Below are 20,407 nucleotides of genomic sequence, written 5' to 3'. Positions count from 1 at the left end.
ATATCTGCCACTCAATCCGCATTACATTAAAGGCTACCTGAAAGCCGTTTCAGGTAGCCTTGGTTTTATCTCAAGCAGGCGGTTACAGATTGCTGACCACGGTATAGACCATGGAGCCGATGTAGTTGCCGATGATGTAGCCCACGGTGCCGATTACCAGAATCGGGCCCACCAGCGAGCGCCAGCCTTGGCCGATGGCGAGGGCGGCGGCGGTGGTGGGGCCGCCGATGTTGGCGTTGCAGGCGAGGGTGATTTCTTCAATGCTGTATTTGAAGAGTTTGCCGGCGATGAGGGTGACCAGCAGGTTCACCACGGCCACGGTGAGGGTGAAGATAAACAGCAGCGGGGCGTTTTGCAGGATCAGCGGGATGGAGGCGGGGATGCCGATCACCACGAAGAAAAGGTAGATGCCGTAGGTGCCCAGCTCCTGGCTGCCGTTGAGCTTGGCCATGCCGCGCGGGAAGAGGGCGATGGCGGCGAAGGTAAGGGTGGTGAGCAGCAGGTATTTGTCGGTCAACAGGCCGATCAGCATGTCGGTGAGGATGTTTTCGCCGCTGCCCAAAATGCCTTTGAGGTATTTGGAGAGGGTGAAGGACACGGCCACCAACAGCATGGCGGCGCCCAGCGAGAGGGCGATGTTTTGCAGCGAGATGTCTTTGGCGCGCCAGAAGGCGGCGGCTTGGTTTTCGCCGTCGGTTTGGGCGGCGGTGTCGCCGTGGCGGTGGCCCCAGACGCGGCGCACCAGCGGGGAGGCGGCCAGGCCGATCAGAATCAGGAAGTAGCAGGCCATCATGAGGTTGTCGGCCACGATGGTAGCGGCTTTCATGCTGTCGGAGGGCTGCAGTTTGGCGGCCATGGCGGCGAAGTTAACGCCGCCGCCGGTGTAGGAGGCGGAAATCATGCCGGCGATTTTATCGAGCTCGGGAATGTGGTGGCGCAGCATGAGGAAGGCGAGCAGGGTGCCGACCACGGTGCCGGCGGAGCTGAGCAGAAAGAGGAACAGCAGGCGGCGGCTTTCTTTGAATACGGCGTGCAGATCGAGCTGGAACAGCAGCAGGGGAATCGCCAGCGGTACGATGTAGCCCCAGACGGCGTCGTAAACCGGCGCGTCCACCGGCACCAAGCCGAGGTTGGAGGCGGCCAGTGCAATTAGCAGGGCGATGACGGCGCCGGGGATTTTCGCCGCCCAGCGCGCTTTTTGTTCGATTACGATGGCGGCGGCGGCGGCCAGCATCAGAAAAGTCCACAACAGCAGGGTGTTGTCGGCAGCAATTAAAGGCTGCATGGTGGTTCTCCTTAATGTTTGAGGGTAATCAAGTGTGTGGGAAATCGGATGGCTGGCCGGCTTTCAGGTAGCCTGATCGGGCGCGGCAGCCGTGGTGCAGGCCGGCAGTCGGGCGGCGTAGATGCTTGCCGTTGCGGCTCAGGGTAGGTGGGCGGCGCCGAATAGGGCTTGGCCGGCGCCGCTGAAATAGGCCCAGTTTTGGTTGCCGTAATCGAAATGCCACCATTCGGTGGGCAGGTTGGTGAAGCCGGCGGCCAGCATGGTGTGGATGAGGATGCGGCGGTGTTGACGGGCAGGGGCGGGCGCTTCGTGCTCCAGGGCGCTGCTGTGGGAGCGGTGGCTGGGTTCGTCGAAGGCGGTGCCCATGTCGAGCGTTTGGCCGCTGGCGGTGTCGAACAGGGTGAGGTCCACCGAGCCGCCGGTGAGGTGCGGCGGGGTCATGCCCGGGCGGTGGGGATTGGCGACGAATTGGTCGAGCGCGGTTTGGATTTGCGCTTCGTCGTATTCGGGATGGCGCGCCACAATCTGGCTGCGGAAGCTTTCGCGCAGGGCGCCTTGTACGGCAAGGGAGCGCCAGCCGTCGAGAACCTCGAAGCCGTAGGCTTCGGGCAGAGCGTCGAGTGCGGCCAACAGGCGTTCGATGACCGGTGCGCGCAGGAAAATCTCGGCGCCGGCGCCGGCAATGCCCTGCTCGAAATACACCGGGCGCGAACGCAGGCGGGGATGGGCGGGCAGGGTTTGCAGCGGTGCGCCGCATTCGGCAACAGGAACGGCCGCGATGTGCGGCCAATGGAAATCTGCAGAGGCAGTAAGCGGCGGGTACAGCATGATGTGTGTGTTGGGTTGAGACCTTTGCAAAACCCCCATCTGCGGCGCATTTCTGCGTTGTGCGCTGCTCGCTCACTTGCCTATCTATATGATATGTCTTCGTTCGCTGCGCTGCTACGCCTTGAACTGCATCCACATCTGGGGGTTTTGCAAAGGTCTCGGGTTTATTGGCATTAATTATTGTTAAGTAAGTTAAACCAAAATGCGCTATTCCGCAAGGGGCGCGGCGGGTTTGGCAGACGGCAGGCGGGTTTGAAGCGGCGGATGGTTTTGCTAGGCGGAAAACAGGCTACCTGAAATGTTTCAGGTAGCCTGTTTGCTGGTGGCGGGCGGGGCTTATTCTTTAACCAAACGGGTGCCGGCGAGGAAGTCGTACAGAAACTGGCGGGAAGGGTGCACCAGGGCGAAACCCCAAGGCAGAATCCACCACAGGCAGGCGAGGCCGGCGGCGGTTTTGGGCGGCAGGCCGTTGAGGCTGCGCAGGCCCCAATAGGCCAGCATGGGCAGCAGCACCACGCAGATCACGCCCCAGATAAAGCGCGAGCGTAGTTGGCGTGCGGAAGGGCGGCCGCCGCCGGCAGTTTGCAGTTGCAGCTGCCATACCTGCATCGGCAGGGTGCGGCCGCGGCGGCGCCAGCTGAGGCTGAAATACAGCCACCAAGCGGCGAGAAAAATCAGGCTCACCGCCACGCGGGCGGCGGCGGGGAAAGTGTGCAGCAGGCTGTTGGCGGCGGCGGCGGGAATCAGGGCCACGCAGCTGACGGCGGCCACCAGCAGGCTTTCGTAACAGAGGGCGGCGAGGCGGCGTTTGAAGGAGGCGGGAGTGGGATTCATGCGAAATGCTTCCGATAAAAGGCGAGGAGGGTGTCGGTGTGTTCGGGCAGGCTACCTGAAAAGGGATCGATGCTGAAGTCGGCGGGCAGTTTGCGCAGCCAGGTGAGCTGCCGTTTGGCCAGCTGGCGGGTGGCGGCGATGCCTTGCGCGGTGAAGGTGGCCGGGTCGGTGTCGCCGGCCAGGTGCGACCAGGCTTGGCGGTAGCCGACGCAACGCATGGCGGGATGCTCGGCGGTGAGTTCGGGCCAGTCTTGCTGCAGGCGGAGGACTTCGTCGAGCAGGCCCTGTTCGAGCATGGCGAGGAAGCGGCGCTCGATGTTTTGGTGCAGCAGGGCGCGGTCGGCGGGAATCAGGGTGACGGTGCGCAGTAGCAGCGGCATGGGGGCGGCGGCCTGTTCGGCAAAATGTTGGCTCAGCGGTTTGCCGGTGATGAGGAACACTTCCAAAGCGCGTTCGATGCGTTGGCTGTCGGCCGGCTCGAGGCGGGCGGCGGTGTCGGGGTCAGCCGCCTGCAGGCGGGCGTAGAGGGCGGCCAGGCCGTGCTGCTGTTTCTGCCGCTGCAGCTCGGCGCGCACGGCGGGATCAGCTTCGGGCAGGCGGTTGAGGCCGTGGGTGAGGGCGTGGTAATACATCATGGTGCCGCCCACAATCAGCGGCAGGCGGCCGCGGCGGCGGATGTCGGCGCACAGGCGCAGACAGTCGGCCACGAAATCGGCGGCGCTGTAGCTTTCGGTGGGCGGAATGATGTCGATCAGATGGTGCGGCACGGCGGCTTGTTCGGCGGCGCTGGGTTTGGCGGTGCCGATGTCCATGCCGCGGTAAACCAGGGCGGAATCGAGGCTGATGATTTCCAGCGGCAGGCGTTCGGCCAGCGAAAGGGCCAGCGCGGTTTTGCCGGCGGCGGTGGGGCCGAGCAGGGCAAGGGCGTGTGGAGTGTCGGACATGGGCGGAACAATGGGGCGGATCTGCTGGGGAAGTATCGGCAGAGAAGGCTAGCTGAAAAGCGGCCCATTCTACCTTGTCCGGCCGATAAACTGAATCGCCGCCAAGGCCCGGCTTTCAGGTAGCCTGAAAATCGGGTACAGTTCGGGCTTTACCGATTTTTGCATGTCGCCGCCATGATCCACAGCCAGTTTTCCCGCATCGGCATCGTTACCCGCCCGCAAACGCCGCACATCGCAGAGAGCCTGCGTGAACTGGCGGCGTTTTTGCTCGAACAGCGGATTGAGGTGTTTCTCGACGAGGCTTGTGTGGCGGAAGGGCTGCTGCCGGCCGAATTGGCGGCACGCTGCGGCGTGGTGTCGAAAAACGAGATGGGCGCGCATTGCGATTTGGTGGTGGTGCTCGGCGGCGACGGCACTTTTCTTTCTGTGGCGCGTAAGCTGGCACCCTACCGCGTGCCCATGATGGGCGTGCATCAGGGGCATTTGGGTTTTCTCACCCATGTGCCGCGCGGCGACATGCTCAACAGCATCGGCGGCATGTTGAGCGGAAAATATTTGCCGGAAGAGCGGATTCTGCTCGAATGCAGCGTGTGGCGCGGGCATGAGGAGTTGAAAACCTCGTTGGCGCTCAACGATGCGGTAGTCAGCCGCGGCGGCATGGGGCAGATGATTGAATTTGAAGTGTTTATCAATCAGGAGTTTGTCTATACCCAGCGCTCCGACGGCCTGATTGTGGCCACGCCCACCGGCTCGACCGCTTATGCGCTGGCCGCCGGCGGCCCGATTCTGCAATCCACCCTGCGCGCGCTGACGCTGGTGCCGATTTGCCCGCAATCCATGACCAACCGGCCGATTGCGGTGTCGGACACCTGCGAAATCGAAATCCTCATCACCAAGGCCGGCGACGCCCGCGCCCATTTCGACGGCCAGTCGTATGTGGACATCCATTCGATGGACCGCATCGTTATCCGCCGCTACCGCAACACCCTGCGCGTGCTGCACCCCACTGATTACCAATATTACAAAACCCTGCGCCAGAAGCTGCATTGGGGCGAACAGCTGGTGTGAGGGGGAGACAGAACAAATCATGTTCGATTTGGGTTTTGCAAAGGTCTCAGCTCTTGCAATGAAGGCAAAATTTCAGGCTACCTGAAGGGTTTCAGGTAGCCTAAAATGTTAGATGCACTATGTTAGACGACATCACCCGCAACGGCAGGAACGGTATTTCCCGCCAGCCTCAGCTCAGCCCACGCGGTAAAACGCCAGGCTGCCGAGCAGATTGGGCAGGGTTTGCACCCGTTTGCCGCCGGCCATCACGGCGCGTTCGAGGATGCGGATGTCGTTTTTGGCGCACAGGCGCTCAAAGTCGTGCAGGGTACACCAGTGGATGTTGGGCGTGTCATACCAATCGTAAGGCATGCGCTCGCTCACCGGCATGTGGCCGCCCAGCGCGATTTGCAGGCGGTTGCGCCAGTAGCCGAAGTTGGGGAAGGAAACGATGGCTTCGCCGGCCACCCGCGTCAGCTCGTGCAGGATGTTTTCGGTGTTCTGCATGGCTTGGATGGTTTGGCTGAGCACGATCACATCGAAGCTTTGGTCTTTGAAGTCGCGCAGGCCCTGTTCGAGGTCGGCCTGAATCACGTTCACGCCGCGGGCGACGGCGGCCAGCACGCTGGCGGTGTCGATTTCCACGCCGTAGCCGCGGCAGTGTTTCTGCCGCACCAGCGCGGAGAGCAGTTCGCCGCTGCCGCAGCCCAAGTCGAGTACGCGGCTGCCGGCGGGAATCCAGTCGTAAATCAGCTGCAGGTCGTCGCGCAGAATCATGGGCAAAGCTCCTTGTCGATGTTGTCCATATAGGCGGCGACGGCTTTCAGATAGGGTTCGTCTTCCATCAAGAAGGCATCGTGGCCGTGGTCGGACACCACTTCTACGTATTGCACGTCTTTGTCGGCCGCCACCAAGGCGCGTACCAGCTCGTGCGAACGTTCGGGGGAGAAGCGCCAGTCGGTGCTGAAGCTGGCGACAAAAAACTTGGCCTGCGCCTGCCGTAAGGCGGCTTCGAGGTCGTGCTGGTAGTCGGCGGCGGGGTCGAAATAGTCCAGTGCTTTGGTCATCAGCAGATAGGTGTTGGCATCGAAACGTTCGGCGAATTTGTCGCCCTGATAGCGCAGATAGCTTTCCACTTCGAATTCGACGCCGTAGCCGAATTGGAAGCCGTCGCTGCGCAGCTGGCGGCCGAATTTCTCGCCCAAGCCGCTTTCGGCCAGATAGGTGATGTGGCCCATCATGCGGGCGATGCGCAGGCCGCGGCGCGGAATGGTGCCGTGCTCGGCGTAGTGGCCCTGATGGAAATCGGGGTCGGTGATGATGGCTTGGCGGGCGACGTCGTTGAAGGCGATGTTTTGGGTGGAGAGCTTGGGCGCCGAGGCGATGACCAGGGCGTGACGCAGGCGGGCGGGGTAGTCGATGGCCCATTGCAGCGCCTGCATGCCGCCGAGGCTGCCGCCCATTACCGCCGCCCAGGTGTCGATGCCGAAGTGGTCGGCCAGCATGGCTTGGGTGCGCACCCAGTCTTTCACCGTGACCACGGGAAAATCGGCGCCGTAGGCGCGGCCGGTTTCGGGGTTGGTGCTCAAGGGGCCGCTGCTGCCGGCGCAGCCGCCCAGGTTGTTGAGGCCGACCACGAAAAAGCGGTTGGTGTCCACCGGCTTGCCGGGGCCGACCATGCTGTCCCACCAGCCGGGGTATTTGTCGTCGGCATGGTGGCGGCCGGCTACATGGTGGGTGCCGGAGAGGGCGTGGCAGATCAAGACGGCGTTGGATTTGTCGGCATTGAGCGTGCCGTAGGTTTCGGTAATCAGCTCGAAACGCGGCAGGGTGCGGCCGTTTTGCAGGGTAAACGGCTGATCGAACACAATGGTTTGCGGGACAACAATGCCCACGGAGGCGGCAGGGTGCATGGCGGATGCGTCGGAAATCGGCAAAGGCGCTTATTATAGCGGAGAAACGTGCGCCCATCAGGCCGGGCGGCAAGAAATCAGGCTACCTGAAAGCTTTCAGGTAGCCTGTTGTGTGGCCCCGCCGACAGGAATCGAACCTGTATTTTACGCTTAGGAGGCATACGTTCTATCCGTTGAACTACGGCGAGGGAGATTTAAAGATTCAAGACACGCGCGCCACCGATTCTTCGGCCAACTGGCGCATGGCTTGGCGCACTTCGCTTTCGGGCAGGGCCTCGAGGCAGAGGAGGGCTTTTTCCACCGCGGCGCGGGCTTGGGCGGCGGCGTAGTCGAGCGCATCGGAGGCGCGCACGTGGGCGTAGATTTTGTCGAAATAGCCGCGGTCGGCGTTTTGCAGGGCGTGGCGCACGTCGGCGGCGGCCTCGGGGCTGCCTTGGCGCATCAGGTAAATCAGCGGCAGGGTGGGTTTGCCTTCGGCCAGGTCGTCGCCGACATTTTTGCCGATTTGTTCGGGGCTGCCGGAGTAGTCGAGCACGTCGTCGATGATTTGGAAGGCGGTGCCCACATACATGCCGTAATCTTTCAAGGCCTGCTCCTGCTCGGCAGAGGCGCCGGCCAAAATGGCACCCACTTGGGCGGCGGCTTCAAACAGTTTGGCGGTTTTGTATTGGATGACCTGGACGTATTCGGCCTCGGTGATATCGATGTTGCCGATGTTCATCAGCTGCATCACTTCGCCTTCGGCGATGATGTTGGTGGCATCGGCCATCACTTGCAGGATTTTCATGCTGTCGGCCCCCACCATCAGCTGGAAGGCGCGCGTATAGAGAAAGTCGCCCACCAGCACGGCGGCGGCATTACCGAACAGATTGTTGGCCGTTTGGCGGCCGCGGCGCAACTCGCTTTCGTCCACCACGTCGTCGTGCAGCAGGGTGGAGGTGTGGATGAACTCCACCATGGCGGCCAATTCGTACAGCCGTTCGCTGTCGTAACCCAAAGCCTTGCCGGCCAGAATGGTGATCACCGGGCGCAGCCGCTTGCCGCCCGCGCCGATGATGTAGGTGCCGATTTGCGAGATCAGCGCCACTTCCGATTGGACGGCGCGGTTGATCACCGTATTCACGCGGCCCAAATCGGCCGTCAGGTTTTTTTGGAAATAAGGGAGGTTTTCAAGCATGGTGTGCAATGTAGTGGGCGCGCATGGGATCGGGTTTGCGGAAATCCGGCCGGGGCCGTATTGGCAAAAAGGCGCGGCATTATAACAGCAGGCGGGCGTTTCTGCACGGCATCTGCCCCGCCCCAAAGCGGCAGGCTACCTGAAAGCGCCTTGCTGCGGTAGGCGGTTTTCAGTAAAATGCCGTGCTTCTTCGGGTAGGGCGGGCTTCTGCCCAGAAAAGCACGTTACGCAGCCGTTTTTGCTGTCGGGCGTGTTTTTTTTAGCCGCCGTGACGGCTGCTCGCCCATCAAAACCATCCGGCCGGCCCGACCTTTCCGACAACGAACAGGAATCCATCATGACTTCCCCTGCAATTTTAGTGCTTGCCGACGGCAGCGTCTTCCGCGGCACGTCCATCGGCTACGAAGGCGCCACTTCCGGCGAAGTGGTGTTCAATACGTCGATGACCGGCTATCAGGAAATCCTGACCGACCCTTCCTACCGCAAGCAAATCGTCACCCTCACTTATCCGCACATCGGCAATACCGGCACCAACGGCGAAGATGAGGAAAGCGGCGCGGTGCATGCCGCCGGTCTGATTGTGCGCGACTTGCCGCTGTTGCACAGCAATTTCCGCAGCAGCGAAAGCCTGCAGGACTATCTGGTGCGCCACCGCACGGTGGCGATTGCCGACATCGACACCCGCCGCCTCACCCGCATCCTGCGCGACAAAGGCGCGCAGGCCGGCGCGATTCTGACCGGCAGCGAGGCCACCGAAGAAAAAGCCCGCGAACTGATTGCCGAGTTCGGCAGCATGGTGGGCAAGGATTTGGCCAAAGAAGTCACCGTGAAAGAAGCCTACAAATGGACGGAAGGCGAATGGCAATTGGGCCGCGGTTTTGTGACTCCGGATGCGCAGCCCTATCATGTGGTGGCCTACGACTTCGGCGTGAAAACCAATATCCTGCGTATGTTGGCCGCCCGCGGCTGCCGCCTCACCGTGGTGCCCGCGCAAACCCCGGCCAAAGACGTGCTGGCGCTGAATCCCGACGGCGTGTTCCTTTCCAACGGCCCCGGCGACCCCGAGCCTTGCGACTACGCGATTGCGGCGGTCAAAGAACTGCTGGAGAGCAAAAAACCGCTGTTCGGCATCTGCTTGGGCCACCAGCTGCTCGGTTTGGCCCTGGGCGGCAAAACCCGCAAAATGACCTTCGGTCACCACGGCGGCAACCATCCGGTGCAGGATTTGGACAGCGGCAAGGTGGTGATCACCAGCCAAAACCACGGTTTCGAAGTGGATGCCGACACATTGCCCGCCCATGTGAAAGTGACCCACCGCTCCCTGTTTGACGGTTCGCTGCAAGGCATTGAATTGACCGACCGTGCCGCCTTCAGTTTCCAAGGCCACCCCGAAGCCAGCCCGGGTCCGCACGACGTGTCTTATCTGTTCGACAAATTCATCGACAGCATCCGGGCTGCCAAAGCCGCTTAAGCCGTTTGCTTCTCCGGCTGACGGAAAGCATCACAAAACGCCGCCATCCTGATTGGGTTCGGGATGGCGGCGTTTTGTATGGGGCGTCGGCGGGCAGGGCTCAGGCTACCTGAAAAAGCCGTCGCTCGGCTGCGGCAAATCCTAACCGTCGTTTTGGCTGTGTTCGCCGTGTCGGTCGAGTACTTTCATCGCCGCGCGCATCCAGCCCCAGGCCAATTCGTATTGTTCGCCGAAAGCCTCCCATAGGGCGTCTTCGCTCATCACACTGTATTCGCCTTCGGTGTGCAGGCAAACCGGCAGGCCGTTTTCGATGGCTTGGTGCAGTTCGAGGTACTCGCGGTCGTAAAAGGCGGACAGCTTGCGCATCACTTCGGCGGCCTGCCGCCATTCTTCTTGGGCGGCTTCCAGCTTGGGTTGGAGGCGCAGCCACTCGCGGTACAGCGCCTGGATTTCGTTGATGCGGGTTTAGCAGACATCCCCACCAAAGTTAAAGCCATTATTAATGCGGTTAAGTAATAATGCCAAAGGATGAAAAATGGAAATTTCCAATAAATACAAAGCAGAATCTGATGGAATTGCCCGCGAACATCCGCACGTTTCCATTCCGACCCGTGGGCACATGGGCGACTCAAGAGAATATTTTTTGGCAAAATATGCCAAAACCCATACCGTAACCAAAAACGATTTGTGCAGCAGGCATGAGGTACTCTTGCAGTTTTTTGATGAGGATGGTGAGTTGGTAGGCGGTTATTATCTACGCCCCGACCAAGTAGAGTACGCCGTTGAGAGGATTATTGCTTAGTCTTGACACGGACAGGCGACAGGCGTACAGTCTGCCCATCTCGTAGAGATTCAGCCGCCGTGGCGGCTGTGTGTTTAAATATGTCATACTTGCTATTTATGGCAATACCAGCCGCTCAAAGTGGCTGTGTGTAGAAACCATGAACGTATTTTCAATGAAAAACGCCTGAATAATCAGGCGTTTTTTTGTATCAGGGGTAACTATGTCAAGAAAAAGGCCAATCAGTTACAAGCTTAAGAAATCATCCACCCGCGAAAAACAGCTGGAAAAGGCTAAAGAGTGGGCGCAACAATGGCATGACGATGCCATCCGCCTGATCCACGTGCTCAACGACACCGCCGAAAAAGATTGGGCGGCCTTTGATGCAGCCCAAGACGAGTTGTGCCAAATGATGCACCGCAAATGCGAGGCCCTACCCAATATCTTTGATATTTTGACGCAGCCGCTCTACACCGAGCGGTCGGAGGAGTGAGATGCACATCCATCACATCACCATCAACACAGGCCACAGCCACCGCAGCGAGCGGGGCGAGGTGTCCGATGCCACCATCAAAATCATGCAACAATGGCTGGCCGATATGCTGGCCGGCCGGCCGCGTGCGATGACCAACACCGGCAACGTCGCCTGCCGCGTCGGCCGCCACAACGGCAAAATGATTGAGTTTGTCGTTTCTATCGGCCATGCCGAGCAGGCGGACGCCCTGCGCTTTGTGGTGTGTCGGCACAGCAAGGCCAAGGCCGAGGCGTGGGCGTTGGCCGGCGGCGCTGGTAACCCGCCGCAAACCCCGTTTTTGGCGGCAAACCTACTGATGCCGGAGCTGGAGATGATGCAGCGCGGTGCATCGTTTGACGACATCATGATGTTGGCCGACTTCGAGCGCTGCCTCGCTTGGGCTTGGTTGGAGAGCAAGACATAAATTAACCCCCGTTTAGCAACGGGGGTTTTATAATTTCAAAAGGCGGCGGACAAAAACGCCGCTAAAATTTCGCGCTACTCTTGTCCGATAGGCGGACAAAAAAAACACAAAACGCGGACAAAACCGCCGCGCGCTTACACTGCGTTGTGTGCTGCTCGCTCGCTTGCCTATCTTCATGATATGTCTGTCCCACGGGGATTCCTGGCGTTCACGCTCGCTGCGCTGCTACGCCTTGAACTGCATCCACATCTGGGGGTTTTGCAAAGGCCTCAGCCTGAACGGGGAAAGCAAAGGCGTTTACAAGCCCAATTCGTTGAGGAAGCGCACGTCGTCGGCCCAGCCGGATTTCACTTTCACCCACACGCGCAGAAACACTTTGGTCTCGAACAGCTTTTCCATGTCGAGGCGGGCTTCGGTGGAGATTTTTTTCAGCTTTTCGCCGCCTTTGCCGATCACAATCGGCTTCTGATTTTCTTTGTCCACCAGCACGGCGATGTAGATGTGGTAGAGGCCGTCTTCCTCTTTGAACTGCTCCACTTCCACATTCATCGCATAGGGCAGCTCCTCGCCCAGATAGCGGAACAGTTTTTCGCGCACGATTTCCATGGCCAGAAAGCGGCTGGATTTGTCGGTGACCATGTCTTCGGGGTAGAGCGGGATGCCTTCCCGCAAAAACGGCTTGAGGGCCGAGAGCAGATTGGCAATGCGCAGGCCGTGTTTGGCGCTCACCACTTCCACGCCGGCAAAATCGAATTCGGCGCGCACGCCGGCGATAAAGTGTTCCAGCGCCAGGCGGTCTTTGGCCTTGTCTTTGTCGATTTTGTTCACCACCAGCAGCACCGGCGTGTGCCGCGGCAGCTGCTTGAGCACGGTGCGGTCGGCTTCGGTGAAACGCATGGCTTCGATCACGAAAGCCACCACGTCCACCCCGCTCATCGCCTCGGTGACGTTTTGGTTTAAGCGGTCGTTGAGGGCGTTGCGGTGGTCGGTTTGGAAACCGGGGGTGTCCACAAACACCAGTTGGGCGGTGTCGTCGGTGTAGATGCCGGTTACCTTATGGCGCGTGGTTTGCGCTTTTTTGCTGGTGATGCTGATTTTTTGGCCGATCAGGTGGTTCATCAGCGTGGATTTGCCCACATTGGGGCGGCCGACTATGGCGATAAAGCCGCAGCGGTAGCCGGGCGGCACATCGGGCAGGGGAGTGTCGTACATAAGGGCTTTCAGGGGGCGGTTGCGGCAGGGGGGGCCGTATCCAAAGTCAGATGCGGCAGGGCGAGGTAGGTTTCCGACTGCATTTCGGTGAGCCGGCTGGCGCTGCGCACGAACTCGTGGGCGAAGTCGCCGCTGGTGTAAAGCTCGTCCGGCTGGGCTTCCAAGGTGGCGCAGAGTTTGACGCGGTAGTCGTACAACACATCAATCAACCAGGTCAGCCGGCGGGCTTCGGCCCGTTGGGCGGCATCGAGCTTGGGAATGTGCGACACGAATACGGTGCGGTATTGTTCGGCTAAGGTCAGGTAGTCGGTTTGCGCGCGCGGGCCGCGGCACAATTCGTCGAAATGAAACCAGATCGCGGTGTCGCTCTGTCCTAAGGTGCGCAGTTCGCGGCCGTGCAGGGTGATGGTGCCGGCTCGGGCGGGGGCGCCGTTCATGCGGGCGAACAGTTCGCCCAAACGGGCTTCCTGTTCGGCGCCGGCGGGGATGTAGAAAATATCGGCCGGGGTCAGCGTGCGCTGGCGGTAGTCGTGGCCGCCGTCCACATTCAGCACGCTCAACTCGCGTTCGATCAGGGCGATGGTGGGCAGGAAGCTGCTGCGGTTCTGGCCTTGCGGATAGAGATCGGCCGGTGCGTAATTCGAGGTGGCCACCAACACCACGCCTTCGGCAAACAGGCCTTCCAGCAGGCGGCCGAGAATCATGGCATCGGCAATGTCGCTGACGTGGAATTCGTCGAAACACAGTACCCGCACGTCCATGGCGATTTCGCGCGCCACCGAGCGCAGCGGGTTGGCTTCGCTTTTCAGTTCGCCCATGCGGCGGTGTACGTCGGCCATAAAGGCGTGGAAATGCACCCGTTTTTTGCGGCGGTAGGGCAGGCAGCCGTAGAAGGCGTCCATCAGGAAACTTTTGCCGCGGCCGACGCCGCCGTAAAAATACAGCCCTCTCGGCGCACGCGGGGAGCGCAGGCTGCGGCCGAGAAAGCGGTTGCGCTTGCGTTTGAACATCATCAGTTCGCCCCACAAGTCGTCCAACAGGCGGATGGCGCGCTCCTGAGCCGGATCGCGGATGAAACCCGGCTGGCTGGCGGCGGCCTGATACCAGCTTAAGGGGCTGTGGCCGGCAAAATCGGGCGGAGTGAAGGCGGAAGAGGTCATGGTGAACGGTGGCGAAAAAAGAGACGTATTTTACCAGCCGAACCTGCGGGCGCAAGAATCTCTCCAGGCGGCTAGATAGCAACACCTTAGGTTGGGACCTTTGCAAAGCCCACAAGCGAGGATGCCGTTCCAGGCATGGCATCACAACCAACGTGTACACCAGAAATCCCTATGGGACAGGTATATCACACAATAGGCGAGTGAGTGAGAGTACCCCAAGGCATAAATGCCAACGCAGAAATGCGCCCATAAGGGGTACCGGCCGCAGGCTACCTGAAAGCCGGCGGCCGGGCGGATGGGCTGTGGGTCAGTAGCCAGCACGGTTTGCGGCGTGTCTATGGGGTTTGGGCGGCAAACGGCAGTGATTACCGACGGGCAATATCGGGAGTGGCTACCTGAACATCGGCGTTCTGCGCACGATGGCGCAAAGCATGGTCGATTAACACCAGTGCGAGCATGGCCTCGGCAATCGGGGCGGCGCGCAGCCCAACGCAGGGGTCGTGGCGGCCGTGGGTGGCGAGTTCGACGGGATTGCCTTCGATGTCGATCGAGCGGCGCGGGGTGGCGATGCTGCTGGTGGGCTTGACGGCGATGTTGACGGCGATATCTTGGCCGGTGCTGATGCCGCCCAAGATGCCGCCGGCGTGGTTGGACAAAAAGCCTTCGGGGGTCAGTTCGTCGCCGTGTTCGCTGCCGCGTTGGGCAACGCAGCCGAAACCGGCGCCGATTTCCACGCCTTTGACGGCGTTAATCGACATCATGGCATAAGCGATGTCGGCATCCAGCCGGTCGAATACGGGTTCGCCCAAGCCGACGGGGACCTTGCGGGCTTCGACGGCGAGTTTGGCGCCAACCGAGTCCAGCGATTTGCGCACGCTGTCCATATAGTTTTCCAACTCGGCTATTTGGCTTTGGTTGGCGGCGAAAAAGGGATTGTTGCCGATGTGTTCGTAGCCTTCGAAGGCGATGGTTTTTTCGCCTACTTGGGTGACATAGGCGGTGATGTCGGTGCCGAATTGTTCTTTGAGCCATTTCTTGGCCACCGCACCGGCGGCAACGCGGGCGGCGGTTTCGCGGGCGGAGCTGCGGCCGCCGCCGCGATAGTCGCGCAGGCCGTATTTGTGCCAATAGGTGTAATCGGCATGGCCGGGGCGGAATTGACGGGCGATGTTGCCGTAGTCTTTGCTGCGTTGGTCGGTATTGCGGATGAGCAGGGCAATCGGTGTGCCGGTGGTTCGGCCTTCAAACACGCCGGAGAGGATTTCCACTTCGTCGGCCTCGCGCCGTTGGGTAACGTGGCGGCTGGTACCGGGTTTGCGGCGGTCGAGGTCGGTTTGGATGTCGGCGGCGTTTAATGAAAGCCCGGGCGGGCAGCCGTCGATGATGCAGCCCAAGGCGGGGCCGTGGCTTTCGCCGAAAGTGGTTACGGTGAAGAGTTGTCCGAAAGAATTGCCTGCCATGATGTGGGGAGAGATGAAGGAAAACGGGCGGCAGTTTAGCATATTTGCCTTTTCAGGTAGCCACCGACAACAGGGGGCAGGCTGAGACCTTTGCAAAACCCCCATCTGCGGCACATTTCTGCGTTGTGCGCTGCTCGCTCGCTTGCCTATCTATATGATATGTCTGCGCTCGCTGTGCTGCTACGCCTTGAACTGTATCCACATCTGGGGGTTTTGCAAAGGTCTCAGGCTACCTGAAAAGCCAAAAGGGTGGCAAAACAGCTTTTAACTGCCGATGACGCCGCCGTCGTTTTTGGTGATCACCACGGTGGCGGCGCGCGGCCGGCCGCCGGCGGGGCCGTCGGGCCAGGAAGAAATGGCTTTCGGGTCGGCCGGATTGCTGTCGCCGTCTTTCGGTTCGCCGGGGTGCTGGATATTGATAAACAGGGTTTTGTTGTCGGGGGTGAAGGCGATGCCGGTGACTTCGCTGCCATTGGGAGCGGTGAGGAAGCGGCGGTATTCCTGGCTGCCGGGAATGGTGGCCAACATTTGGTTGTTGCCCATGCCGGCGTATTCTTTTTCATTCAGGGTGGAGGAAGAAACGTCGGTTTGGATCCACAACACGCCGCGGTGGTCGAAGGCCAGGCCGTCGGGGCTGCCGAATTGGTCGCCGCGGATATTGCCCTGATGCTCGGTCTGTTGCGCATCGCGCTTGCCGGCCAACACCAGAATGTCCCAACGGAAGGAGGTCTGCGTGCCGTCGCCCTTGTGTTCCTGCCAATGGATGATGTGGCCGAACAGATTGTTGTTACGCGGATTGGCAGCATCGGCGGCGGGTTTGCCGGCCTTGCCGCGGTCTTTGTTGTTGGTTAGCGTGCAATAGAGGCTGCCTGAAACAAAGGGGTCGGCGCTGATCCATTCGGGGCGGTCCATCGGCGTGGCGCCCACGGCGTCGGCGGCGAGCCGGGTTTTCACCAATACTTCGCCCTGGTCGGCAAAGCCGTTGTCGGCAGTCAGGCCGTTTTGACCGTGTACCAGCGGCAGCCAAACGCCGCTGCCGTCGGCATCGAAACGGGCCACATACAGGATACCTTCTTCTAGCAGCCGCATATTGGCACGGCGGTCGCCCGGGCGGTAGGGGTGTTTGGAGACGAATTTGTAAATGTATTCAAAGCGCTGGTCGTCGCCCATATACACCGCCAAGCGCCCGCTGGGGGTGACCGTGACCGTGGCGCCTTCGTGTTTGATGCGCCCCAGGGCGGTGTGTTTGCGCGGCGTGGATTTCGGATCGAAGGGGTCGATTTCCACCACCCAACCGAAGCGGTTGGGTTCGTTGGGATTGAGGGCGCTGTTAAAACGATCGTCCACCTGGCTCCACAAATAGCTGTTTTCGCTCTGGCCGATGCCGTAGCGTTTTTCCAACGGGGTGATGGCTCCGCTCGGATTGGTGAAAATGTCGCTCCAGTTTTCTTCGCAGGTGAGGTAGGTGCCCCAGGGGGTGAAGCCGTTGGCACAGTTTTGCATGGTGCCCAGAATGCGCTCGCCGCGGGCGTCGGCACGGGTGCGCATCAGCCGGTGTCCGCGGGCGGGGCCGGTGACGCCCATCGGGGTGTTGGCGGTGATGCGGCGGGCATAGGGCGAAGGGCGCACTACCTCCCATTGGCCGTTGCGGCGGGCTACTTCGATCACCGATACACCCATGGCGTTCTGGCCTTTGCGGGCCTTGTTGCGGTCCCAGTTGGCGGCACCGTCGGGAAACAGCAGGCCGTTGTCCACATATTCGTGGTTCATCGCCAGCAGGCCCCGGTCAGGATTATCGGAACCGTAGGGCAGCGGGAAAAACGCCATGCCGTCGTGGTGCATGCCGGCCTGTACTGCCTGCTCTTGGGTGGTGTTGGAAGCGTCGGTTTTGAAGGCGGGCATATTGCCGGCAATGCCCACCGGATCGCCCCATTTGTAAAAGACGCGGGCGGTATAGCCTTCGGGCACGATGACCGCATCGGCGCTGGAGGTAGGCACGCTCTGAAATCCCAAGGTGCGGGCGCGTGACGGAGCTTGACTGCCGCGGGCCGCAGCCGGTGCGCTGTGCAAGCCAAAGGGCAATAGAGCCACCACCCCCAAGGCACCGCTGCTCTGCAACAGGCGGCGGCGCGACAGGTGTAGGTTCAACACTTCCGAAAAGGCGGTGTGGGAAGAGGGGTTGCTGATGTCTTCAGCTTGTTGGTGCTTGATTAATTGGCGTAATGGTTTGCTCATCTGGACATACTCGCTGGTTGGAAAATGGAAGCAGGGCGAGTATAGGCCGCAGGCGATGACGGTTTGATGTCGGTTTGGTGATGTTTGTGTGACAGCGCGGATTACTGCCCGCGCAAAAACAAGGCATCCAATTCTTTCAACGTGAGCTTCACCCAAGTCGGCCGGCCGTGGTTGCATTGGTTGCTGCGCGGGGTGGCTTCCATATCCCGCAGCAGGGCGTTCATTTCGGGCAGGGTGAGGCGGCGGCCGGCGCGTACCGAGCCGTGGCAGGCCAGGGTGCCGAGAATGTGGTTTTCCAGCGCTTCGATGCTGTGCGACTGGCCGTGTTCAGCCAAATCGTGCAGCACCGCGCGGGCCAAGGCGGCCACATCGGTTTTGGCCAGCATGTTCGGCACGGCGCGCACGGCTATGGATCGCTCGTTCAATGCCGAGCAGTGCAAACCGAAACGTTGCAGGGCATCGGCGTGTTCTTCTAAAGCGGCCATTTCTTCGCGGCCGGCTTCGAATGTCACCGGAATCAACAGCTGCTGGCTATTGAGGCTACCTGAAAGCGCACGTTGGGCTTTCATTTTTTCGTAATTCACCCGTTCGGCGGCGGCGTGCATGTCCACCAAAACCAGGCTGTCTTCGGCCTGTGCCAAGATATAGATGCCAAGCAGCTGGGCAATGGCGAAACCGAGCGGGTAGTGCGGTTCAGAGCCGTCATTTTGCGAATGCTCTTCCGGCAACGCTGACTCAATCGCACTGCGCACAGCTTCCGGCAAGGCAGTTTCGTCGTCGCTGCGGCGGTAGAGTTCGGCATAAGCGCGCAGCGCATCACGGCTTTCTTGCAACGATAGGGTACGTTGTTGCGGCGGTCGGGCAGCCGGTGTGTAGGCGGCGGGGCGGCTGCCGCCGGAAGGGCGTACGGCGGACAGCGTTTCTTGTGCGAAGAATGATGTGGGCGCCTGCTGCGGGCTGTCGCCGGCGGGCGTGATGCCCAGCATGTCGTGCAATACCGCGCCGGCATTGCTCACGCTTTCGGTTTGGTCGGCGCGGGTGTCGGCCAGGGCTTTGTTGAGGGTGTGGAACACTAAGCGGTGGATGGCCTGGCTGTCGCGGAAGCGGATTTCGGTTTTGGTGGGGTGCACGTTGACGTCCACCATTTCCGGCGGCAGCTCGAGAAAAAGCACAAAGCTCGGCACGATTTGGTTGTGCAGCACATCGCGGTAAGCCTGTTTGACCGCATGCAGCATCACTTTGTCGCGCACGAAGCGGCGGTTGACAAAGCAAAACTGGCGGTCGCTGCGGCCTTTGGCAAAGGTGGGTTTGGCGATGTAGCCGTGCAGGCGCAGCAGGCCGGGGCCGCTGTCCACCGCCAAAGCGGCCGCGGCAAAATCGTCGCCCAAAATGGCGGCCATCCGCTGCGCTTCACTGTGGGCGGGGTATTTGAACACGCTTTTGCCGTTGTGCTTGAGCGAGAAGGCTACCTGAGAGTGTGCCAGCGCCAAGCGTTCCAGCATGGTGGCGCAGTGGGCATATTCAGTGGCTTCCGATTTGAGGAATTTGCGCCGCGCAGGGGTGTTGAAAAACAGCTCGGCCACTTCCACGGTGGTGCCGACCGGATGGGCGGCCGCGCTGCCGTCTTCCAGCTTGCCGTCCACTGCGCGGATGCTGTGCGCGTGCGGGCTGCCGTCGGTGTGGCTGGTGAGCGTGAGGCGCGACACCGAAGCAATGCTGGCCAAACCTTCGCCGCGAAAACCCATGCTGGCCACCCGCTCCAAATCGCCAAGGCTGGCAATTTTGCTGGTGGCGTGGCGGGAAAGGGCCAGTTTCAAGTCGTCGGCATGGATACCGCCTCCGTTGTCGCACACCCGAATCAGCTTGATGCCGCCACCGGCCAGCTCCACGTCAATTTGATCCGCACCCGCATCCAGGCTGTTTTCTACAATTTCTTTCAGCGCATTGGCCGGCCGTTCCACCACTTCGCCGGCGGCGATTTGGTTGATCAGATGGTCTGGCAGGGCGGCAATGCGGGACATAGGAAAATCCACCGGGTTAATCAAGAAAGGCGCGCATTATACCGCAGCCTCAAGCGGAAACAGGCTACCTGAAAAGCTTTTCAGGTAGCCTGGGGCTTGGGGTGAGTTGATTTGAAAATATAGAAGCCGGGCGGTTTGGCCGGCAGCCGGCCGCATCGAATAAGGCTTGCGTTGGAAAATGTTTACAGTATAATCCGCAAATTCAAAATTGCGGACGTGGCGAAATTGGTAGACGCACCAGATTTAGGTTCTGGCGCCGAGAGGTGTGAGAGTTCGAGTCTCTCCGTCCGCACCACATTCACAAAAAGCAGCCTTCAAACGGCTGCTTTTTTCTTGTCTAATACCGTCCAATACAATAGACCAAGCCATTATTTATAAAAGATTTTATCTATCTTTCAGCCATGCGGCTTAACACGTCTGCTGTGCAATACCGTGTTATACCGTCTGATTGAATAGACCTGAAATTTACGGTATTTTTTACGGTATCCCGAAAATACCGCGAAAAAATACCGTAAAAATGCCCCTGAATGACTTACAAATCAAGCGTTCCAAGCCTGCCGTCAAACCCTACAAGCTGGCAGACGGCGGCGGCCTGTATCTGCACGTTACCCCCGCCGGCGGCAAGCTGTGGCGCTTCGACTACGCCATAGACCGCAAGCGCAAAACGCTTTCCATCGGCAAGTATCCCGCCGTTTCCCTATCCGAAGCCCGCGCCGCTGCCGAGCATGCCCGTTATTTGTTGGCACAAGGGCAAGACCCTGCCGCCGCCAAGCAAGAAGCCAAGCAGGCGCGGCAGGCGGCCTTGCTGAATACCTTTGCCGCCGTGGCCTGCCGTTGGCACACGGACAACCTGAACCGCTGGAAACCGAACCATGCCGCCCGCATCATGCGCTATTTTGAAGCGGATGTTTTCCCGCTGATTGGGCAGACACCGATTGCCGAATTGCGGGTAAGAGACGTGAAAGCCGTGATTGATGCCGTGGCCGCGCGGGGCGTGATTGAGACGGCAGAGAAAATCCGCCAATGGATAAGCAGCATCTGCAACTATGCCGCCATGCTGGAAATCATGGATGCCAACCCCGCCGCCCCGCTGACAGGCTG

Annotated in this window: 21 protein-coding genes, 2 tRNA genes and 1 pseudogene; 10 read left to right on the top strand and 14 right to left on the bottom strand. The window is 60.4% G+C overall.

From position 1 onward, the window contains the following. Nucleotides 1-82 precede the first annotated feature (82 nt). Nucleotides 83-1,285: a DUF819 family protein gene (locus HMPREF9371_RS03945; protein WP_009118622.1), complete on the bottom strand. Its 1,203-nt coding sequence runs from the start codon at nt 1,283-1,285 to the stop codon at nt 83-85. Between the two features lie 138 nt (nt 1,286-1,423). Then, nucleotides 1,424-2,113, bottom strand: coding sequence for a M15 family metallopeptidase (locus HMPREF9371_RS03940; protein ID WP_040660127.1), 690 nt, complete (start codon nt 2,111-2,113; stop codon nt 1,424-1,426). On the opposite strand from HMPREF9371_RS03940, the gene HMPREF9371_RS13170 reads away from it, so the two are divergent. Then, nucleotides 2,075-2,290 (top strand): lipoprotein signal peptidase, encoded by a 216-nt coding sequence (locus HMPREF9371_RS13170; RefSeq protein WP_232203072.1) that lies wholly within the window; start codon nt 2,075-2,077, stop codon nt 2,288-2,290. The genes HMPREF9371_RS03940 and HMPREF9371_RS13170 overlap by 39 nt on opposite strands. 159 nt (nt 2,291-2,449) lie before the next feature. Here HMPREF9371_RS13170 and HMPREF9371_RS03935 read toward each other — a convergent pair whose 3' ends face one another. Both HMPREF9371_RS03935 and miaA read right to left on the bottom strand, forming a co-directional pair. After that, nucleotides 2,450-2,947 (bottom strand): RDD family protein, encoded by a 498-nt coding sequence (locus HMPREF9371_RS03935; RefSeq protein WP_009118619.1) that lies wholly within the window; start codon nt 2,945-2,947, stop codon nt 2,450-2,452. After that, the gene (gene miaA / locus HMPREF9371_RS03930; RefSeq protein ID WP_009118618.1) at nt 2,944-3,891 is read right to left on the bottom strand and encodes a tRNA (adenosine(37)-N6)-dimethylallyltransferase MiaA; all 948 of its coding nucleotides are present in this window, start codon (nt 3,889-3,891) and stop codon (nt 2,944-2,946) included. Before miaA ends, HMPREF9371_RS03935 begins: the two co-directional genes overlap by 4 nt. 177 nt (nt 3,892-4,068) lie before the next feature. On the opposite strand from miaA, the gene HMPREF9371_RS03925 reads away from it, so the two are divergent. Then, nucleotides 4,069-4,959, top strand: coding sequence for an NAD(+)/NADH kinase (locus tag HMPREF9371_RS03925; protein WP_040660765.1), 891 nt, complete (start codon nt 4,069-4,071; stop codon nt 4,957-4,959). 174 nt (nt 4,960-5,133) lie between these two features. On the opposite strand, the gene metW is transcribed toward HMPREF9371_RS03925, so the two are convergent. The 4 genes from metW to HMPREF9371_RS03905 form a co-directional block, all read right to left on the bottom strand. Further along, nucleotides 5,134-5,715: a methionine biosynthesis protein MetW gene (gene metW, locus HMPREF9371_RS03920; protein WP_009118616.1), complete on the bottom strand. Its 582-nt coding sequence runs from the start codon at nt 5,713-5,715 to the stop codon at nt 5,134-5,136. Further along, nucleotides 5,712-6,851: a homoserine O-succinyltransferase MetX gene (gene metX, locus HMPREF9371_RS03915; RefSeq protein ID WP_009118615.1), complete on the bottom strand. Its 1,140-nt coding sequence runs from the start codon at nt 6,849-6,851 to the stop codon at nt 5,712-5,714. The genes metW and metX overlap by 4 nt, the downstream gene beginning before the upstream one ends. A gap of 113 nt (nt 6,852-6,964) precedes the next feature. Further along, a tRNA-Arg gene (locus HMPREF9371_RS03910) sits at nt 6,965-7,039 on the bottom strand. A 14-nt stretch (nt 7,040-7,053) separates the two neighbouring features. Then, nucleotides 7,054-8,028, bottom strand: coding sequence for a polyprenyl synthetase family protein (locus tag HMPREF9371_RS03905; protein ID WP_009118614.1), 975 nt, complete (start codon nt 8,026-8,028; stop codon nt 7,054-7,056). Nucleotides 8,029-8,365: 337 nt separating this feature from the next. On the opposite strand from HMPREF9371_RS03905, the gene carA reads away from it, so the two are divergent. Continuing rightward, complete coding sequence (gene carA / locus HMPREF9371_RS03900) at nt 8,366-9,499, top strand: glutamine-hydrolyzing carbamoyl-phosphate synthase small subunit (protein WP_009118612.1); 1,134 nt, start codon at nt 8,366-8,368, stop codon at nt 9,497-9,499. A gap of 141 nt (nt 9,500-9,640) precedes the next feature. On the opposite strand, the gene HMPREF9371_RS03895 is transcribed toward carA, so the two are convergent. Further along, nucleotides 9,641-9,949: a DUF4298 domain-containing protein gene (locus HMPREF9371_RS03895; protein ID WP_415752584.1), complete on the bottom strand. Its 309-nt coding sequence runs from the start codon at nt 9,947-9,949 to the stop codon at nt 9,641-9,643. Nucleotides 9,950-10,034: 85 nt separating this feature from the next. Between HMPREF9371_RS03895 and HMPREF9371_RS03890 the strand changes: the two genes are divergently transcribed. The 4 genes and pseudogenes from HMPREF9371_RS03890 to HMPREF9371_RS13165 all read left to right on the top strand — a co-directional run. Next, on the top strand, nt 10,035-10,301 hold the full coding sequence (locus tag HMPREF9371_RS03890; RefSeq protein WP_009118610.1) for a hypothetical protein: 267 nt from the start codon (nt 10,035-10,037) through the stop codon (nt 10,299-10,301). Nucleotides 10,302-10,503: 202 nt separating this feature from the next. Continuing rightward, nucleotides 10,504-10,773: a hypothetical protein gene (locus tag HMPREF9371_RS03885; protein ID WP_009118609.1), complete on the top strand. Its 270-nt coding sequence runs from the start codon at nt 10,504-10,506 to the stop codon at nt 10,771-10,773. Between the two features lies 1 nt (nt 10,774). Further along, the gene (locus tag HMPREF9371_RS03880) at nt 10,775-11,218 is read left to right on the top strand and encodes a hypothetical protein (protein WP_009118608.1); all 444 of its coding nucleotides are present in this window, start codon (nt 10,775-10,777) and stop codon (nt 11,216-11,218) included. Nucleotides 11,219-11,305: 87 nt separating this feature from the next. Then, nucleotides 11,306-11,497: pseudogene (locus tag HMPREF9371_RS13165) on the top strand (hypothetical protein); the annotation flags it as partial. Between the two features lie 18 nt (nt 11,498-11,515). Here the strand turns inward: HMPREF9371_RS13165 and era are convergent. The 3 genes from era to aroC all read right to left on the bottom strand — a co-directional run bounded on the left by era (nt 11,516) and on the right by aroC (nt 15,050). Continuing rightward, nucleotides 11,516-12,430, bottom strand: a complete 915-nt coding sequence (gene era, locus HMPREF9371_RS03875) for a GTPase Era (RefSeq protein ID WP_009118607.1) — start codon at nt 12,428-12,430, stop codon at nt 11,516-11,518. An 8-nt stretch (nt 12,431-12,438) separates the two neighbouring features. Beyond that, entirely contained in the window at nt 12,439-13,590 is a 1,152-nt protein-coding gene (gene zapE / locus HMPREF9371_RS03870; RefSeq protein ID WP_009118606.1) for a cell division protein ZapE, read from the bottom strand. 365 nt (nt 13,591-13,955) lie between these two features. Further along, nucleotides 13,956-15,050 (bottom strand): chorismate synthase, encoded by a 1,095-nt coding sequence (gene aroC, locus HMPREF9371_RS03865; RefSeq protein WP_040660759.1) that lies wholly within the window; start codon nt 15,048-15,050, stop codon nt 13,956-13,958. Between the two features lie 81 nt (nt 15,051-15,131). Here aroC and HMPREF9371_RS13160 point away from each other — a divergent pair, with 81 nt between their 5' ends. Continuing rightward, on the top strand, nt 15,132-15,287 hold the full coding sequence (locus HMPREF9371_RS13160) for a lipoprotein signal peptidase (protein WP_232203120.1): 156 nt from the start codon (nt 15,132-15,134) through the stop codon (nt 15,285-15,287). 27 nt (nt 15,288-15,314) lie between these two features. Here the strand turns inward: HMPREF9371_RS13160 and HMPREF9371_RS03860 are convergent, their stop codons facing one another. Then, on the bottom strand, nt 15,315-17,285 hold the full coding sequence (locus HMPREF9371_RS03860) for a PhoX family protein (protein ID WP_009118603.1): 1,971 nt from the start codon (nt 17,283-17,285) through the stop codon (nt 15,315-15,317). A 101-nt stretch (nt 17,286-17,386) separates the two neighbouring features. Beyond that, on the bottom strand, nt 17,387-19,306 hold the full coding sequence (gene mutL, locus HMPREF9371_RS03855; RefSeq protein ID WP_009118602.1) for a DNA mismatch repair endonuclease MutL: 1,920 nt from the start codon (nt 19,304-19,306) through the stop codon (nt 17,387-17,389). Nucleotides 19,307-19,516: 210 nt separating this feature from the next. Between mutL and HMPREF9371_RS03850 the strand changes: the two genes are divergently transcribed. Then, a tRNA-Leu gene (locus HMPREF9371_RS03850) sits at nt 19,517-19,601 on the top strand. Nucleotides 19,602-19,823: 222 nt separating this feature from the next. Further along, nucleotides 19,824-20,407: tyrosine-type recombinase/integrase (locus HMPREF9371_RS03845; RefSeq protein ID WP_009118600.1), on the top strand; the 584-nt coding region annotated here is incomplete at its 3' end.

The organism is Neisseria shayeganii 871 (assembly GCF_000226875.1).
In the GTDB taxonomy this organism is placed as follows: domain Bacteria; phylum Pseudomonadota; class Gammaproteobacteria; order Burkholderiales; family Neisseriaceae; genus Eikenella; species Eikenella shayeganii.
The sequence above is the reverse complement of the archived record's forward strand: the minus strand, read 5'-3'. Positions and strand labels throughout refer to the sequence as shown.

What these genes read in the sequence shown, in the direction of transcription:
- aroC (WP_040660759.1), bottom strand. Translation starts at nt 15,050, where the DNA reads ATGGCAGGCAATTCTTTCGGACAACTCTTCACCGTAACCACTTTCGGC.
- carA (WP_009118612.1), top strand. Translation starts at nt 8,366, where the DNA reads ATGACTTCCCCTGCAATTTTAGTGCTTGCCGACGGCAGCGTCTTCCGC.
- era (WP_009118607.1), bottom strand. Translation starts at nt 12,430, where the DNA reads ATGTACGACACTCCCCTGCCCGATGTGCCGCCCGGCTACCGCTGCGGC.
- miaA (WP_009118618.1), bottom strand. Translation starts at nt 3,891, where the DNA reads ATGTCCGACACTCCACACGCCCTTGCCCTGCTCGGCCCCACCGCCGCC.
- HMPREF9371_RS03935 (WP_009118619.1), bottom strand. Translation starts at nt 2,947, where the DNA reads ATGAATCCCACTCCCGCCTCCTTCAAACGCCGCCTCGCCGCCCTCTGT.
- HMPREF9371_RS03905 (WP_009118614.1), bottom strand. Translation starts at nt 8,028, where the DNA reads ATGCTTGAAAACCTCCCTTATTTCCAAAAAAACCTGACGGCCGATTTG.
- zapE (WP_009118606.1), bottom strand. Translation starts at nt 13,590, where the DNA reads ATGACCTCTTCCGCCTTCACTCCGCCCGATTTTGCCGGCCACAGCCCC.
- HMPREF9371_RS03890 (WP_009118610.1), top strand. Translation starts at nt 10,035, where the DNA reads ATGGAAATTTCCAATAAATACAAAGCAGAATCTGATGGAATTGCCCGC.
- HMPREF9371_RS13170 (WP_232203072.1), top strand. Translation starts at nt 2,075, where the DNA reads ATGGAAATCTGCAGAGGCAGTAAGCGGCGGGTACAGCATGATGTGTGT.
- HMPREF9371_RS03940 (WP_040660127.1), bottom strand. Translation starts at nt 2,113, where the DNA reads ATGCTGTACCCGCCGCTTACTGCCTCTGCAGATTTCCATTGGCCGCAC.
- HMPREF9371_RS03885 (WP_009118609.1), top strand. Translation starts at nt 10,504, where the DNA reads ATGTCAAGAAAAAGGCCAATCAGTTACAAGCTTAAGAAATCATCCACC.
- HMPREF9371_RS03945 (WP_009118622.1), bottom strand. Translation starts at nt 1,285, where the DNA reads ATGCAGCCTTTAATTGCTGCCGACAACACCCTGCTGTTGTGGACTTTT.
- HMPREF9371_RS03880 (WP_009118608.1), top strand. Translation starts at nt 10,775, where the DNA reads ATGCACATCCATCACATCACCATCAACACAGGCCACAGCCACCGCAGC.
- HMPREF9371_RS03860 (WP_009118603.1), bottom strand. Translation starts at nt 17,285, where the DNA reads ATGAGCAAACCATTACGCCAATTAATCAAGCACCAACAAGCTGAAGAC.
- metW (WP_009118616.1), bottom strand. Translation starts at nt 5,715, where the DNA reads ATGATTCTGCGCGACGACCTGCAGCTGATTTACGACTGGATTCCCGCC.
- mutL (WP_009118602.1), bottom strand. Translation starts at nt 19,306, where the DNA reads ATGTCCCGCATTGCCGCCCTGCCAGACCATCTGATCAACCAAATCGCC.
- metX (WP_009118615.1), bottom strand. Translation starts at nt 6,851, where the DNA reads ATGCACCCTGCCGCCTCCGTGGGCATTGTTGTCCCGCAAACCATTGTG.